This window comes from Streptomyces sp. HNM0645 (genome assembly GCF_030056615.1).
GTDB classification, from domain to species: Bacteria; Actinomycetota; Actinomycetes; order Streptomycetales; family Streptomycetaceae; genus Streptomyces; species Streptomyces marianii.
In genome coordinates this window covers 65,716-81,625 of record NZ_JASHLT010000013.1, presented here as the reverse complement: position 1 = coordinate 81,625, position 15,910 = coordinate 65,716, and the positions used below count along the sequence as shown (strand labels likewise).

Below are 15,910 nucleotides of genomic sequence, written 5' to 3'. Positions count from 1 at the left end.
CCGCACGGACGCTCCTGGACGGAGGAGAGATCGATGACAGCGACGGACCCGGCACTCACCGCACTCGCTCAGAGCTGGTGCGCTCTCTCCCTGTTGCACGGAAGGATCGAGGGCCATGTCGAGCGGGCCCTCCAAACGCATCACGATCTGAGCGTGCGGGAGTACTCACTGCTGGACGTACTCAGCCGCCAGCACAGCGGCCCGGGCGGCCACCTCCAGATGAAGCAGGTCGCCGACGCCGTCGTCCTCAGCCAGAGCGCCACCACCCGCCTCGTCACCCGGCTCGAGGACCGTGGGCTGCTGAGCCGCTACCTGTGCGACACCGACCGGCGCGGCATCTACACCGATGTCACGGAAGCCGGCCTGGAACTACTGGCCGCAGCCCGTCCGACGAACGACCGCGCACTGCGCGAGGCCCTCGACGAGGCAGCCAAGGACCCCGAACTGGCTGCGCTGGTCCGGGCGGTCGAGGAGCTGAAGCTTCCCGCATCCACGGCCCCCGCACCGACCGCCGCCTACGGGTGAGACCGCCAACCGCTTCACCATGAGAGGCGCATAGGGTGCGGATCATGAGTGATGTGCAGATACGGCCCGCTTCCCCCTCCGACGTCCCCGCGATCGTGGCGATGCTCGCCGACGATCCGCTGGGCGCGCAGCGCGAGTCGCTCGACGACCCGGCCCCCTACCTGGCCGCGTTCGAACGACTCGCAGCAGACCCGAACCAGCACCTCGTGGTCGCCGAGCTCGACGGCCGGGCCGTCGGCACCCTGCAGCTCACCGTCATCCCCGGGCTGTCCCGCCGCGGAGCCACCCGCTCGATCATCGAAGCGGTACGGATCCATGCAGACGAACGGGGCGGCGGGCTCGGCACCCAGCTCGTCGAGTGGGCGGTCGAGGAATCAGGCCGCCTCGGCTGCCGCCTCGTCCAGTTGACGTCCGACGCCTCCCGCACCGACGCCCATCGCTTCTACGAACGCCTGGGCTTCGAGGCATCGCATCTGGGCTTCAAGCGAGTGCTCTGACGCCTCCGCCGGCCGCTCCCGGCTCGCGCACGGGTCCCACACTGATCTTCCGTCCGGCGTCTGCCGTCCGGCCCCGGGCAGGAAGCCTCAGCCGTGATCGAAGGAGGCCCCCGACTGCCGGGGTCCGTCGGGTACGAAGGTTCCGCGCTTCCGCGCCGTCGAGCAAGCCGCCCGTCCGAGCAGCCGGAGGCGTTTCACGTGAAACCGCCACCGGGCGCCGACTCAGGACGGCGCCCGACCGAGGCGCGCGAGCCGCTCGTCACAGCGGCAGGCCCCGCCAGCCTCCCTCGTCAACACCACCGGGCACTTCGGCAGCCGGATCGTACGGTTCCCGGGTGAAGACGAAGGACCCCAGGTCGAGATGGACCGACTGCCCGTCCGACCCGCGCACCATGCGCAGGGTTTCGCCCGCGAAGTAGCCGTCCAGCCCGGCCCATGTCCCGTCGGGGCGAGCTCGGAACCGCGAGCCCCGGCCGTTGCCCGACAGTGGGTACAGCTCGACACCCCTGTCCGCGACGAGCTTCAGCCCGAAAGCGGCGGTGCCCCAATACCAGGCGCCCGTCAGTTCAAGCAGCGCCTCGTCCACTTCCGGCATCGGACGCCACGGCTCCGGGAAGCGAGGCTCGGCATCCGCCACGATGTGGACGAGGTCCGCGGCCGCGGCGGCCGGCAGCGGCCCCGACGTCGCATTGGCAAGCACCACGGCGGCCACACCTTCCTCCGCGTCCGTCCAGAGGCAGGCGACGAATCCCGGCAGCGACCCGGTGTGGCCGATGAGCGTACGCCCGTTCCTCCGGACGATCTGCAGACCGAGCCCATAGGCGCTGTCCCAGTCCCCGGGCTCGGAGGGGGCGGACGCGGTTCCCATCTCGCGCACGGAGTCCGCGCTCAGCACCCGTTCATCGCCTTCGACAAGAAACCCGGCAAAGCGGCAGAGGTCGGCCGCGGTCGACCAGAGCTGACCGGCCGGGGCCATCAGGCCCAGGTCCTCGGCCGGTTCGGGCATCATCACATCCGCCCACGGATGCACCGCCCAGCCGCTCGCATGAGGGGCCTGGGGGTCACAGCTCGTGCGGTGCATGCCCAGCGGCTCGAGGAGCTCGGTCCGCAGCACCTCCTCCCACGGCTTGCGCCGCACCGCCTCGATGAGCGAACCCAGCAGCGTGTAACCGGTGTTGGAGTAGTGAAAGCGGCGCCCGGCGGGGTGCAGCACGGGCTGCTCACCAAGCACGTCGGCCAGCTCCGGACGCAGCGCCCCAGGCGTGCGCTCCCACCAAGGGGCGGGGCTCTCGGCCGCAAGTCCCGCGCTGTGAGAGAGGAACTGGGCGACGGTCGCCTCGCCCACACCGGTTCCCGGTAGGTACTTGTCCAGCGGATCGTTCAGATCGAGCACCCCTTCGTCCCGCAGCCTCAGCACGAGCGCGGCGGTGAAGGTCTTGGTGAGGGAACCGATGCGGTACTGGGTGTCCACGTCCGGCATGTCTGCTTCGGGGCAGCCGCGGGCGCCGCTCCAGACAAGACGCCCGTCCCTGGCCACCGCCCCGACGAGGGAGGGTGCGCGTCCCTCGGACTGGGCGACGGCAACACGGTGCAGCAGTGCGCGTTCCGTACTGCGCAGCAGCCCTTCGAAAGATGAGATCATGAACCATATCTATCCGACCGCACGCCCGGAGTCGACCGCCCGACATGGAGAATGCGGTCCTGCAAGACCGCTGTACGTTTCTCGTGATCATCAGCACTGGGCCCTGCGGAAAAGCCAGAGTCCGGGCTTCGTGAGCAGCGGCCGTGTCGGCCGGCTGTGAAGGATCGGGACCCACGGGCTGCGAGGGTGGTTACTTTCCGTGGTACCGCGGAGCGCACCCAGGAAGTCATTTCATCTGACGAGGCTGCTGTGGCGGACGAGTGTTTCTCCTCTCTTTCCCGAAGACGCCGCCAACCAGGCGTCGGATTCCGCTTGGCGGCGGGCTCAGCCGCATTCCCGGTGGCTCATGAACCAGTGGGTGTCGGAATGGCGGGCCATCGTGTACGGGTGGTGCGGGTCGACGAGGATGCGGCAGACGAACTCGGCGGCCCGGCAGTCGCAGAGGAGGTCCTCGCCGTCGAAGGACCGGACCACGATGGGCCAACGGTCGGGGTCGTCACCGTCGGCCCTCCAGCAGTACAGGTCCTCGTGCTCCGTGCCCGCCCAGATGAGCAGTCCGTCTTCCCTGGGATCCGTCCACGGCTCCTGGTTCAGGCCCAGGAAACCGTCGAAGGCGCCTACTGTGAGTCGCGGATCCTGGAACCGCGGGCTCAGGTCTGGGCCATGTCCACGAAACGCGAGTAGTGGCCCTGGAAGGCGACCGTGATGGTCGCCGTCGGACCGTTTCGGTGCTTGGCCACGATCAGGTCCGCCTCACCCGCGCGCGGCGACTCCTTCTCGTACGCGTCCTCGCGGTGGAGCAGGATGACCATGTCAGCGTCCTGCTCGATGGAGCCGGACTCACGCAGGTCCGAGACCATCGGCTTCTTGTCCGTACGCTGCTCGGGACCACGGTTGAGCTGTGAGAGCGCGATCACCGGGATCTCCAGCTCCTTGGCCAGCAGCTTGAGGTTTCGGGACATGTCCGAGACCTCTTGCTGACGGCTCTCGGCCCGCTTGGAGCCACCGGACTGCATCAGCTGCAGATAGTCGATGATGACGAGCTTCAGATCATTGCGCTGCTTGAGACGCCGGCACTTCGCTCGGATCTCCATCATCGACAGATTCGGGGAGTCGTCGATGTAGAGCGGCGCCTGGGAGACATCGGGCATACGACGGGCGAGCCGGGTCCAGTCCTCGTCGGTCATCGTGCCGGAGCGCATGTGGTGCAGGGCGACGCGGGCCTCGGCGGACAACAGACGCATCGCGATCTCGTTCCGCCCCATCTCGAGGGAGAAGATCACGCTGGGCAGATTGTTCTTGATCGACGCTGCTCGTGCGAAGTCCAGCGCGAGCGTCGACTTGCCCATCGCGGGACGGGCAGCGATGACGATCATCTGCCCGGGGTGCAGACCGTTGGTGAGTGAGTCGAAGTCGGTGAACCCGGTCGGGACGCCCGTCATCTCGCCACTGCGGGAGCCGATCGCCTCGATCTCGTCGAGCGCACCCTCCATGATCTCGCCGAGTGGAAGGTAGTCCTCGCTGGTGCGCTGCTCGGTGACCGCGTAGATCTCCGCCTGCGCCGAGTTCACGATCTCGTCGACGTCGCCGTCCGCCGCGTATCCCATCTGGGTGATGCGTGTGCCCGCCTCGACCAGGCGCCGCAGCACGGCACGCTCGTGCACGATCTCCGCGTAGTACGAGGCGTTCGCGGCCGTCGGGACCGACTGGACGAGCGTGTGCAGATAGGAGGCCCCGCCGACACGAGTGATCTCTCCTCGCTTGGTCAGCTCGGCCGCGACGGTGATGGGGTCGGCAGGCTCACCCTTGGCGTAGAGATCGAGGATCGCCTGGTAGACGGTCTCGTGCGCGGGCCGGTAGAAGTCATGGCCCTTGATGATCTCGACGACGTCCGCGATGGCGTCCTTGGACAGCAGCATGCCGCCGAGGACGGACTGCTCGGCATCGAGATCCTGCGGAGGGACCCGCTCGAAACCCGGTGAACCGTCGTCCCAGGCCACGCTCTCCCTGCCGCGCTCGTGCTGCTCCTCACGGGCGCCGCTTCCCCGGCCATCTCCTCGACGGGGGCGGGAGACGGGCAGACGGTCACCCGGACCGATGTCGGTCCAGGGCTCGTCAAGGGGCTCGGGAACGCTCACCGGCCGCCTCCTCCCGTCCGCTCCGCGGACCTCTGCGTGGCACTCTTTTTAGGACACGGCACTGACAACACGAGAGGCCCGATTCCGCTGGGCGGCACATCGGGCGCCGGTCCACGTTAGGGCTGTCGGCACCGTCAGCCAATCTGGTTATCCACAGGCCATGTGGACGACGGAGCAGATGCTGTGGAGAACCCTGCGGAACCTGTGCACGGAGCGGGGGACAGGACTGTGGACAAAGTCATGGCACTCACTCCACGCCGCCACTGACCTGCACTTTTTCCGTCCACCGGCTGTGGGGGAGAAAAACTTCCCCAGCCGGATCAAGATCAGAACAAACGGCGCACAGCAGAAGCCCCGTCCCACTATTTGGTAAGGATCACTTACCCTTTGCATCTCTTACCTGTGGAAGATTAGATTGGCCCCCATGACACAGGCCCCTGCGGCGACCAGATCCAGCCGCCGACGACACGATCGCGAGATCGTCGCGCTCGCCGTCCCCGCCTTCGGAGCGCTCGTCGCAGAGCCGTTGTTCGTGATGGTCGACAGCGCGATCGTGGGCCACCTCGGCACGCCCCAGCTCGCCGGACTGGGTGTGGCAGCCGCACTGCTGATGACTGCGGTCAGCGTCTTCGTCTTTCTCGCCTATGCCACCACCGCCGCAGTCGCGCGCCGAGTGGGCGCGGGGGACCTGAGTGCCGCGATCCGACAGGGCATGGACGGCATCTGGCTGGCGCTGCTGCTCGGTGTCGCGGTCGTCACGGTCGTTCTGCCCTCGGCTCCATGGCTGGTCGACGTCTTCGGAGCCTCGGACACGGCCGCACCGTACGCCATCACCTATCTGCGCATCTCGAGCTTCGGTATCCCGGCCATGCTCGTGGTCATGGCCGCCACCGGCGTACTGCGCGGCCTGCAGGACACCCGCACTCCTCTCTATGTGGCGATCGGCGGCTTCGCCGCCAACGCGGCCCTCAACCTCGGCCTCGTCTACGGCGCCGGGCTCGGCATCGCCGGCTCGGCCTGGGGCACGGTCATCGCCCAGTGCGCAATGGCCGCCGCCTATCTCGTGGTGGTCATCCGCGGGGCGCGTCGCCACGGTGCCTCCCTGCGGCCGGACACCGAGGGCATACGGGCGAGCGCTCAGGCAGGTGTGCCGCTGCTGATCCGCACGCTCTCCCTGCGAGCCGTACTGCTGATCGCCACCGCCGTCGCTGCTCGGCTGAGCGACACCAGCATCGCCGGGCACCAGATCATCCTTTCCCTCTGGAGCCTGACGGCCTTCGCTCTGGACGCGATCGCCATAGCCGGCCAGGCCATCATCGGCCGCTATCTGGGCGCCGGCGACCCCGCAGGGGCGCGAGCCGCGTGCCGGCGCATGGTGGAGTGGGGAATCGCCTCGGGCGTGGTGCTCGGGCTTCTGATCGTGCTGGCACGTCCGCTCTTCATCCCCCTCTTCACCAGCGACCCCGCGGTCAAGGAAACTCTGCTGCCGGCTCTGCTCGTGGTGGCCGTCTCCCAGCCCATTGCAGGCGTGGTGTTCGTTCTCGACGGTGTGCTGATGGGCGCCGGTGACGGTCCCTATCTGGCCGGGGCCATGCTGATCACCCTCGCGGTGTTCGCACCGATCGCCCTCCTGGTGCCGGTGCTCGGCGGTGGGCTCACCGCGCTCTGGTGGGCCATGGCCCTGATGATGACAGTCCGCATGGCGACTCTGTGGCTGCGGACCCGTTCCGGGCGCTGGATCGTGACGGGCGCGACGCGCTGACAAACGGCGTTTCACGTGAAACGTCCCTTCGCCGCACCCTTCGGGCGCACGCACAGGACAGGTGGGCCCCGTCGACGGCACACCACGGCAGCGGGGCCTCGCACCGGAACCGAGAAAGGGCCGCACCCAGACGGGTGCGGCCCTCTCATACTGCTCTGCGGGCAGTCGCTCAGGCGGCGACGACCTCGACGCCGAGCTTCGCGGCGACCTCGGGGTGCAGACGCACGGACACCTGGTGCGAGCCCAGGGTCTTGATCGGCGAACCGAGCTCAACACGGCGCTTGTCGACCTCCGGACCACCGGCGGACTTGATCGCCGAAGCGATGTCGGCCGGGGTGACGGAGCCGAACAGGCGGCCGGCGTCGCCGGAGCGAACGGCCAGACGCACCTTCACGCCCTCGAGACGGGCCTTGATCTCGTTGGCCTGCTCGATGGTCGCGATCTCGTGGATCTTGCGGGCACGGCGGATCTGCTCGACGTCCTTCTCGCCACCCTTGGTCCAGCGGATCGCGAAACCGCGCGGGACCAGGTAGTTGCGAGCGTAACCGTCCTTGACGTCGACGACGTCGCCGGCAGCGCCGAGACCGGACACCTCGTGGGTAAGGATGATCTTCATGTTTCGGTCACCCTTCCCTTAGCGCGCGGTGGACGTGTAGGGCAGCAGCGCCATCTCACGGCTGTTCTTGACGGCCGTGGCGACGTCACGCTGGTGCTGCGTGCAGTTGCCGGTCACGCGGCGGGCACGAATCTTGCCGCGGTCGGAAATGAACTTCCGCAGCATGTTCGTGTCCTTGTAGTCCACGTACGTGACCTTGTCCTTGCAGAAAGCGCAGACCTTCTTCTTCGGCTTGCGCACAGGCGGCTTCGCCATGGTGTTTCTCCTGTGTGATCAAGAAGTGGGAGTACGAGCTCTCCCTGGAATCGCCCCTGAGGGCCCGATTCCTAGAAAGGAGGCTCGTCCGAGTAGCCGCCGCCGGAGCCTCCGCCCCAGCCGCCACTGCCGCCGCCCTGCTGCTGCTGACCGCCGGCCGGCGCGCTGCTGGCCCACGGGTCGTCGGCGGGAGCACCGCCGCCGCCCTGCTGCTGGCCACCGCCGGAGCCTCCGCCCCAGCCGCCGCCCTGCTGCTGGCCACCGCCGTAGCCGCCCTGGCCACCGCGGCCGGTGGTCTTGGTGACCTTGGCCGTGGCGTTCTTGAGGCTGGGGCCGACTTCCTCGACGTCCAGCTCGAAGACCGTGCGCTTGACTCCCTCACGGTCCTCGTAGGACCGCTGCTTCAGCCGACCCTGCACGACGACGCGCATGCCTCGCTGGAGCGACTCGGCGACGTTCTCCGCCGCCTGACGCCAGACCGAGCAGGTGAGGAAGAGGCTCTCGCCGTCCTTCCACTCGTTGGTCTGGCGGTCGAAGGTGCGGGGAGTGGACGCGACACGGAACTTCGCGACCGCCGCACCGGACGGGGTGAAGCGCAGCTCGGGGTCGTCGACGAGATTGCCGACGACCGTGATGACGGTCTCGCCTGCCATGGGTGAACCTCTCGGCGGGATTGCTTCTGGCTGCTTGCTGCTACTCGAACCCGATGACCTCTGAGCTAGGTGCTCAGTGGGTCTCGGGACGGAGGACCTTGGTCCGGAGGACCGACTCGTTCAGGTTCATCTGGCGGTCGAGCTCCTTGACGACCGCAGGCTCGGCCTGCAGGTCGATGACCGAGTAGATGCCCTCGGGCTTCTTCTTGATCTCGTAAGCGAGACGACGACGGCCCCAGGTGTCGACCTTCTCGACCTTTCCGTTGCCCTCACGGACGACGGAGAGGAAGTTCTCGATCAGCGGGGAGACAGCGCGCTCCTCGAGATCGGGGTCGAGGATGACCATCACCTCGTAGTGACGCATGTGGAACCCACCTCCTTTGGACTCAGCGGCCACGGTCGTTCCGTGGCAGGAGGGTCGTGATGCGTTGAGCATCGATGCCTACGCAGTAAATCAGGCGGCTCTGACAACGGCCCCCGCCTTCGGTACGGGAGGGCGAGGTATCGAGTGCCGACCTGGGCAGACACCGGTGCGGACGCTACACAGTACCCGCACACCCGCTTCCGGTTGAAATCCGGCGTCCACCCACCGCACCCTGTACGCATCGGGTGTGGGCGGCGTCATAGTACGCCGCCCTCCGGGAATGCCAGGAGGTGCTTCATGGCGCAGTCGCAACCGAATCCCACCGGATCTCTCCTCGCCACGGACGGAAAGCCCCATCCACTTCAGGACACCCTGATGGTCGTGACCCTGGTCCTGGGTGTGGTGGCCTTCGTGACGGCACAGTTCCACAACCTCCACCTGCTCAGTTCCTGGTCCGGCCTCATCGGGATCCTCACGGGCGCGTACGGCCAGTTCATCTCGGCCACCACCCGCGAACGCTTCCTTCTCGTCATCGGGCTGGGGGCCTCGGCCGTCGGCTTCTTCCTCGGTATGGCTCAGGGTGGGCTCTTCGGCGGCCTGATCGGCTACTAGCCCTCGGCCCACGCCCACGCGGGGCGCTTCCCGGGCCCAGTAGGCTTCGGCGCGAGAGCCGGAGCCCCTGACCCATGGGGACACACCAGCCGAGGAGCGCCCCGCATGAGCCTGACCCTGAGGACCATCAGCCGAGAGCAGCATCTGGCGTACGTCCAGAGCCTGCCTTCGGCGAGTCACTGCCAGGTCCCTGCATGGGCGGATGTCAAGACCGAGTGGCGCTCCGAGAGCCTCGGATGGTTCGACAAGGGCGGACAGCTCGTCGGCGTCGGCCTCGTGCTGTACCGCCAGCTTCCCAAGATCAAGCGCTACCTGGCCTATCTGCCAGAGGGCCCGGTGATCAACTGGTACGCCCCCAATCTGGACGACTGGCTCCAGCCGATGCTGGCGCACCTCAAGAACCAGGGCGCCTTCTCGGTGAAGATGGGTCCGCCGGTCGTGATCCGCCGCTGGGAGGCCCCGGCGATCAAGGCGGGCATCCAGGACCCGGACGTGAAGCGCCTGCGCGACGTGGAGGCGACCCACATCGAGCCCCGGGCCTTCGAGGTCGCGGACCGGCTCCGCAAGATGGGCTGGCAGCAGGGCGAGGACGGCGGCGCGGGCTTCGGCGACGTGCAGCCGCGGTACGTCTACCAGGTCCCGCTGGCCAACCGGTCCCTCGACGACGTGCTCAAGGGCTTCAACCAGCTGTGGCGCCGGAACATCAAGAAGGCCGAGAAGGCCGGCGTCGAGGTCGTCCAGGGCGGCTACGAGGACCTGGCGGAGTGGCAGCGGCTCTACGAGATCACGGCCGAGCGCGACCGTTTCCGCCCCCGCCCGCTCTCGTACTTCCAGCGCATGTGGACGGTCCTGAACTCCGAGGACCCCAACCGCATGCGGCTGTACTTCGCACGGCACAACGGGGTGAACCTGTCGGCGGCGACGATGCTCGTCGTCGGCGGCCACGTCTGGTACTCGTACGGCGCCTCCGACAACATCGGCCGCGAGGTCCGGCCCTCGAACGCGATGCAGTGGCGGATGCTGCGGGACGCCTACGCCATGGGCGCCACCGTCTACGACCTGCGCGGCATCAGCGACTCGCTCGACGAGTCGGACCACCTCTTCGGACTGATCCAGTTCAAGGTCGGCACCGGCGGCGAGGCCGTCGAGTACGTCGGCGAGTGGGACTTCCCGCTCAACAAGCTCCTGCACAAGGCTCTCGACATCTACATGTCGCGCCGCTGATCGTTCCGTAACCTCACTCATACCTCTCATACACCGCTGCACCAGAAAGGCTTCGGACCCGGCCATGGCGCTCTCCCTCTACGTCGACACCGCGCGCTGGCGGGCGCACCAGAAGTCCGTGATCGACCAGTTCCCGGGACTCGTTCCGGTCTGCAAGGGCAACGGCTACGGGTTCGGCCACGAGCGTCTCGCCGAGGAAGTGACCCGCTTCGGGGCCGACATGCTCGCCGTGGGCACCACCTACGAGGCGGCCCGGATCAAGGACTGGTTCAGCGGCGACCTCCTCGTGCTCACGCCCTTCCGCCGCGGTGAGGAACCGGTGCCGCTTCCAGACCGGGTCATCCGCTCGGTCTCGTCCGTCGACGGGGTGCACGCCCTGGTCGGCGCGCGGGTCGTCATCGAGTGCATGAGCTCGATGAAGCGGCACGGCGTCGCCGAGAGCGACCTGCACCAGCTGCACTCCGCTATCGAGGACGTGCGGCTGGAAGGCTTCGCCCTCCATCTGCCCCTGGACCGCACGGACGGCTCCGACGCGGTGGAGGAAGTCATCGCCTGGATGGACCGGCTGCGGAGCGCGCGGCTGCCGTTGCACACCATGTTCGTGAGCCATCTGCGGGCCGACGAACTCGCCCGGCTTCAGCAGCAGTTCCCCCAGACCCGCTTCCGTGCGCGAATCGGCACCCGGCTGTGGCTCGGCGACCACGAGGCCACCGAGTACCGGGGGGCCGTCCTCGACGTGACCCGCGTCGCCAAGGGCGACCGCTTCGGATACCGCCAGCAGAAGGCCGCCTCGGAGGGCTGGCTGGTGGTCGTCGCCGGCGGCACATCACACGGAGTGGGCCTGGAGGCTCCCAAGGCCCTCCACGGCGTCATGCCGCGCGCCAAGGGCGTCGCCCGCGCCGGTCTGGCCACCGTCAACCGCAATCTGTCGCCGTTCGTCTGGGCGGGCAAGCAGCGGTGGTTCGCGGAGCCCCCGCACATGCAGGTCTCGATCCTCTTCGTCCCGGCCGACTCGACGGAGCCGAAGGTCGGGGACGAGCTGGTCGCACACCTGCGCCATACGACCACCCAGTTCGACCGTCTGGTCGACCGCTAGCCGTTCGGTCCCGGCAGGCTTCGGGGCCGGGCCACCCAAGGGCCCGTGAGCGGGCGTCCGGGCCCTCTCAGCGGGCCGCCGGGCCGGTCCTGCCCCATTCCACCCGCGGGCCCTCCACGGCGTGCGCCGCATGCCGCGGCGGATGGGCTGCCTGGCCGAGCACGAAGACGTCCGTCGCCCTGTCCAGGACACCGCCGGACGGGTCGTCCGAACCGTCCTGCCGCACCACGTCACGCTCGGGCATGAGGACGTCCCGCACGACCACGGCGCACAGATAGAGCGTTCCCAGCAGGTGCAGGGCGATCGCCAGCTGGTAGCCCTCCGGGGGCAGGCCCTGGTGCTTGTCCCCACTCGTGGTGTACGCGAGGTACATCCAGATGCCCAGGAAGTACATGACCTCGCAGGCCTGCCAGATCAGGAAGTCCCGCCAGCGCGGCCTGGCCAGCGCGGCGAGGGGGATCAGCCACAGCACGTACTGCGGTGAGTAGACCTTGTTGGTCAGGACGAACGCCGCCACGACCAGGAACGCGAGCTGCGCGAACCGGGGTCTGCGCGGAGCCGTGAGGGCCAGCCCGGCGATACCGGCGCACACCAGCAGCATGAGCGCCGTGGCGTAGGTGTTGACCGTGTCGACCTCGATCGACTCGCCCGTGCGCTGGGTGATGATCAGCCAGAAGGACCCGAAGTCGACCTGGCGCTCCTGGCTGAACGTGTAGAACTTCTTCCACCCCTCGGGCGCCGCCAGCATCACCGGCAGATTCACCACCAGCCAGGCCCCGGCCGCGCCGAGGAGCGCCGTCCCGTACTCCCGGTACCTGCCGGCCCGCCAGCACAGCACCAGCAGGGGGCCGAGGAGGAGCACCGGGTACAGCTTGGCCGCCGTGGCGAGCCCGACGAGGACGCCGAAGGCCAGAGCCCGTCCGCGCGACCACATGAGCATCGCCGCCGCGGTGAGGGCGACCGCCAGCAGGTCCCAGTTGATGGTGGCGGTGAGGGCGAACGCGGGTGCCAGGGCCACCAGCAGTCCGTCCCACGGCCTGCGGCGATGGGTTCGCGCGACGCACACGGCGATGATCGCGGCGCAGATCATCAGCATGCCCGCGTTGACCATCCAGTAGATCTGCTCACGGTGCTGGATGGAGCCGCCCGACGGTGTGAGCCACGCGGCGACCTGCATGAACAAGCCGGTCAGCACGGGGTACTCGAGGTACTCCATGTCGCCGTCCAGCCGGTCGAAGTACGGCACCAGGCCCTCGGAGAAGCCGCGTCCGAGGAACAGATGCGGGATGTCGGAGTAGCAGGCGTGCGTGTACTGCGAGCTGGCGCCCCGGAACCACGCCCAGTCGTAGCAGGGGATCTTCTGCACCATGCCGAGCGCGAACATCCCGATCGCGACCAGGGCGACGACCCTCACGGGCGTGAGCCGGCTGCCGCCGACCCGCGCCCAGCGGCCGAGAGGGCCCCCGATCAGCTCACTGCCGGCAGCCGCGATCTCGTCCCTCCGTGTGGGACTGACCGGCGCCTCGTCGTGCTGCGGCATCGTCTTCTCCGGGCTCGCCATGGAGCACATCCTGCCGTACGGGGCCGCCACCGCGTACGGCCTGTGGACAACGGCCTGTGGACAACGAAAGAGGGCCGTGGCACCCGGAGTCCTCCTCCGGGTGCCACGGCCCTCTCGGCGTGTTCACCAGCGCGTCGTCAGCCCTCCGGTCCTCCCAGCCAGCCGCCGTCGCTCCCGTTTCCTTGCGTGCCGTTGCCGTTGCCGCCGTCCGACGGTGACGGGCTGGTGCTCACACCACCGTCCGTCACGCCGCCGTCCGTGGTGCCCGTGTCGGTCCCGCCGTTGCTCGGATCACCGTCCTGCCCGGCGGTCGGGTTACAGGTCCAGTCGAACCGGTCACAGGACTTCGAGGGCTTCGGGGACTTGGACGGCGTCTCGGAGGGCGTCTCCGACGGCGTCTCGGAGGGCGTCTCCGACGGCGTCTCGGACGGGGTCGGCTCGGGGCTGGTGAGACCGCCGCCGTAGACGGCGTCGCCGTCGAGGGACTCGGGCTCGGAGAAGCGCTCGACCTCGGTGCCCTTGAGCGCGTCCTCCATGTAGTCGTGCCAGATCTCGGACGGGAACGACGAACCGTGGATCTTCTGCTGACCGCCCGTTCCGAACATCTCCAGGAACTTGCGGTTCTTGTTCTCCGCGTTGTCGTCCATCCGGTACATGTCGATGGCGGTCGCCAGCTGCGGCGTGTAGCCCACGAACCACGCCGACTTGTTGCCGTCGGTGGTACCGGTCTTGCCGGCCACGTCACGACCCGGGAGACGGGCGTTGCGGCCCGTGCCCTCGGGGTCCTCGACGACGTCCCGCAGCACGTCGGTGACGTTGCTGGCGACGGCCGAGGAGAACTTACGCTCCGACTTGTCCTCGTGCTTGAAGATCACCTCGCCGCTGTGCTCCACCTGCTTCACCGAGTACGGCTCGCGCTGCTCGCCGTTGGCGGCGAAGGTGGCGTACGCGCCGGCCATGCGGATCGCGCTGGGGTCGGAGATGCCGATCGAGAAGGAGGGGACGTCTGACTCGACCAGCGAGTCCTCGCGCAGCCCGGCGTCCATCGCCGCCTCGCGCACCTTGTCGATACCGACGTCCATGCCCAGCTGGACGAAGGGCGAGTTGGCGGAGTGGATCATCGCTTCGCGGAGGCTGATGTCCTTGTAGGACTCGTCACCGTCGTTGCGCTGCAGCCACTCCTCGCCCTTCTCGTTCCGCCAGACGCTGCCGTCGTACTGCTTGATCTTGAGCTTGTTGACGCCGTTGTACCGGCTCTTGTCCGGGTCGAGGATCCTGCGCTCGTCCGGGCCCTGGACGGGTCCGGAGTTCGGGTCGCGCACACCGTCCCGCATGGCCGCGGCGAGCACGAACGGCTTGAAGGTCGAGCCGACCTGGGCACCGGTCTTGTCCGCGTTGTTGGTGAAGTGCTTCGTCGCGTCCTCACCGCCGTAGATGGCGACGATCGCCCCGGTCTTGGGGTTCACGGAGGCGCCGCCGAACTGGACGTGGGTGTCCGTCTCCGGGCGCTTCTTCGCGTCGATGTTCTTCTTGCGGACGTTCTCGACGGCCTTGGTCAGCTTGTCGACCTTCTTCTTGTCGAAGGTCGTGTGGATCTCGTAGCCGCCCTTGGCGAGATCCTCGGCGGTGATGCCCCGGTCGTTGTTGTTGATGAAGTAGGCCTTGGCGAGGTCGACCAGGTAACCGGTCTGACCGCCGAGCTGCGCGTTCTTCTTCGGCTTGTCGGGCTTCGGGAACTCCTTGACGGCCTCCGTGTACTCCGCGTCCGTCAGGTGCCCGTCCTTGCGCATCTCGCCGAGGATCCACATCCAGCGCTTGGTGGCGCGCTCGGTGTTGGCCTTCGGCGTGGCCTTGGGGTCGATCTCCGTCGCGCCGGCGGGGTCGTAGTACGTCGCGCCCTTGAGGAGGGAGGCGAGGAAGGCGCACTGGCTCGCGGTGAGGTCCTTCGCGTTCTTGCCGTAGTAGGTGCGGGCGGCGGCCTGGATCCCGTAGGCGCCGCGGCCGTAGTACGACGTGTTGAGGTAGCCCTCCATGATCTTGGGCTTCTCGACCTCGGTGCCGACCTTCATGGAGATGAAGAGCTCCTTGACCTTGCGGCTCAAGGTCTGGGACTGGTCGCCGAGCATGGCGTTCTTCACGAACTGCTGGGTGATGGTCGAGCCACCCTGGGTCTGGCCGCCTTTCGCCATGTTGACCACGGCACGGGCGATACCCATCGGGTCGATGCCCTTGTCGGTCTCGAACGTCTTGTTCTCGGCCGAGATCACCGCGTTCTGCATGTGGGAGGGGATGTTGTCGATCGAGACGATCTGACGGTTGACCTCACCGCCCGTCGCGGCCATCTGCGACTTGTCGGCCCAGTAGTAGACGTTGTTCTGCGCCTTGGCGGCCTTGTCCTGCTCGGGAATCCCCACCACCGCGTAGGCGATGGTGCCGGCGGTCATCAGGCTGCCGAGGAACGCGAGGCAGAGGCCTGTCACGAGCTTCCACGACGGCACCCAGCGGCGCCAGCCGTACTTGTCGTGGCGCGGATAGTCGATCAGCCGCTTCTTCCCGGGACCACCTCCCCGGCCGCGGCCCGGTCCTCCCGGACCGCCGCCACCGCGGCGGCCACCACCGTGACCACCGATCCCGGCGCCGCCGGCCTCCGAGACCCTTCTGCGGCCGCCCCCACCGCGCTGGGCGGCGCGCCGGGCGGCAGCCCGGCCTCCGTACGGTTGCTCTTCTCCGTGCGGCGCGGAGGGAGAACTGGTGCTTGCGCCCCGGGCCGCACGGCGGCCAGTCGGAGGCTGCTGGGCGGCGCGCCGGGCCGCGGCACGTCCGCCACCCTCGGGCTGCGGCGGTTTGCGACGGTGCTCGCTCATCGAACGACTACTCCTCGAGCAGGCGCGAACGCCTGGAAGCGGCAGTTGAGATCCGGTCCCCCCGACATCAATACGGACCAGCCCGGCGGAGGGCTCATCCG

At 68.2% G+C, this 15,910-nt stretch carries 15 protein-coding genes; 6 read left to right on the top strand and 9 right to left on the bottom strand.

Annotated elements, in window-relative coordinates; all coding sequences use genetic code 11:
• Positions 1-33: 33 nt before the first annotated feature.
• Both QMZ92_RS10590 and QMZ92_RS10585 read left to right on the top strand, forming a co-directional pair.
• Positions 34-525: a MarR family winged helix-turn-helix transcriptional regulator gene (locus tag QMZ92_RS10590; RefSeq protein WP_283296989.1), complete on the top strand. Its 492-nt coding sequence runs from the start codon at positions 34-36 to the stop codon at positions 523-525.
• Between the two features lie 44 nt (positions 526-569).
• On the top strand, positions 570-1,022 hold the full coding sequence (locus QMZ92_RS10585; protein WP_283296988.1) for a GNAT family N-acetyltransferase: 453 nt from the start codon (positions 570-572) through the stop codon (positions 1,020-1,022).
• Positions 1,023-1,281: 259 nt separating this feature from the next.
• On the opposite strand, the gene QMZ92_RS10580 is transcribed toward QMZ92_RS10585, so the two are convergent.
• From QMZ92_RS10580 to dnaB, 3 genes are all read right to left on the bottom strand, one after another.
• Complete coding sequence (locus QMZ92_RS10580; protein ID WP_283296987.1) at positions 1,282-2,664, bottom strand: serine hydrolase domain-containing protein; 1,383 nt, start codon at positions 2,662-2,664, stop codon at positions 1,282-1,284.
• Between the two features lie 324 nt (positions 2,665-2,988).
• On the bottom strand, positions 2,989-3,138 hold the full coding sequence (locus QMZ92_RS10575) for a hypothetical protein (RefSeq protein ID WP_283296986.1): 150 nt from the start codon (positions 3,136-3,138) through the stop codon (positions 2,989-2,991).
• A gap of 176 nt (positions 3,139-3,314) precedes the next feature.
• Positions 3,315-4,802, bottom strand: coding sequence for a replicative DNA helicase (gene dnaB / locus QMZ92_RS10570; RefSeq protein ID WP_283296985.1), 1,488 nt, complete (start codon positions 4,800-4,802; stop codon positions 3,315-3,317).
• A 424-nt stretch (positions 4,803-5,226) separates the two neighbouring features.
• On the opposite strand from dnaB, the gene QMZ92_RS10565 reads away from it, so the two are divergent.
• Complete coding sequence (locus tag QMZ92_RS10565) at positions 5,227-6,564, top strand: MATE family efflux transporter (protein ID WP_283296984.1); 1,338 nt, start codon at positions 5,227-5,229, stop codon at positions 6,562-6,564.
• 169 nt (positions 6,565-6,733) lie between these two features.
• Here the strand turns inward: QMZ92_RS10565 and rplI are convergent, their stop codons facing one another.
• The 4 genes from rplI to rpsF form a co-directional block, all read right to left on the bottom strand.
• Positions 6,734-7,180: a 50S ribosomal protein L9 gene (gene rplI, locus QMZ92_RS10560; RefSeq protein ID WP_138054220.1), complete on the bottom strand. Its 447-nt coding sequence runs from the start codon at positions 7,178-7,180 to the stop codon at positions 6,734-6,736.
• 18 nt (positions 7,181-7,198) lie between these two features.
• Complete coding sequence (gene rpsR / locus QMZ92_RS10555) at positions 7,199-7,435, bottom strand: 30S ribosomal protein S18 (protein WP_003949403.1); 237 nt, start codon at positions 7,433-7,435, stop codon at positions 7,199-7,201.
• Between the two features lie 71 nt (positions 7,436-7,506).
• The gene (locus QMZ92_RS10550; RefSeq protein ID WP_283296983.1) at positions 7,507-8,088 is read right to left on the bottom strand and encodes a single-stranded DNA-binding protein; all 582 of its coding nucleotides are present in this window, start codon (positions 8,086-8,088) and stop codon (positions 7,507-7,509) included.
• 73 nt (positions 8,089-8,161) lie between these two features.
• The gene (gene rpsF / locus QMZ92_RS10545) at positions 8,162-8,452 is read right to left on the bottom strand and encodes a 30S ribosomal protein S6 (RefSeq protein ID WP_004950685.1); all 291 of its coding nucleotides are present in this window, start codon (positions 8,450-8,452) and stop codon (positions 8,162-8,164) included.
• Positions 8,453-8,749: 297 nt separating this feature from the next.
• Between rpsF and QMZ92_RS10540 the strand changes: the two genes are divergently transcribed.
• The 3 genes from QMZ92_RS10540 (at position 8,750) to QMZ92_RS10530 (ending at position 11,384) form a co-directional block, all read left to right on the top strand.
• Positions 8,750-9,064, top strand: coding sequence for a hypothetical protein (locus tag QMZ92_RS10540; RefSeq protein WP_283296982.1), 315 nt, complete (start codon positions 8,750-8,752; stop codon positions 9,062-9,064).
• 105 nt (positions 9,065-9,169) lie between these two features.
• Complete coding sequence (locus tag QMZ92_RS10535; RefSeq protein ID WP_283296981.1) at positions 9,170-10,288, top strand: lipid II:glycine glycyltransferase FemX; 1,119 nt, start codon at positions 9,170-9,172, stop codon at positions 10,286-10,288.
• 64 nt (positions 10,289-10,352) lie between these two features.
• Entirely contained in the window at positions 10,353-11,384 is a 1,032-nt protein-coding gene (locus QMZ92_RS10530; RefSeq protein ID WP_283296980.1) for an alanine racemase, read from the top strand.
• A gap of 67 nt (positions 11,385-11,451) precedes the next feature.
• Here the strand turns inward: QMZ92_RS10530 and QMZ92_RS10525 are convergent, their stop codons facing one another.
• Both QMZ92_RS10525 and QMZ92_RS10520 read right to left on the bottom strand, forming a co-directional pair.
• Complete coding sequence (locus QMZ92_RS10525; protein WP_283296979.1) at positions 11,452-12,945, bottom strand: glycosyltransferase family 87 protein; 1,494 nt, start codon at positions 12,943-12,945, stop codon at positions 11,452-11,454.
• Positions 12,946-13,082: 137 nt separating this feature from the next.
• Positions 13,083-15,809, bottom strand: a complete 2,727-nt coding sequence (locus tag QMZ92_RS10520) for a transglycosylase domain-containing protein (RefSeq protein WP_283296978.1) — start codon at positions 15,807-15,809, stop codon at positions 13,083-13,085.
• Between the last annotated feature and the right edge of the window lie 101 nt (positions 15,810-15,910).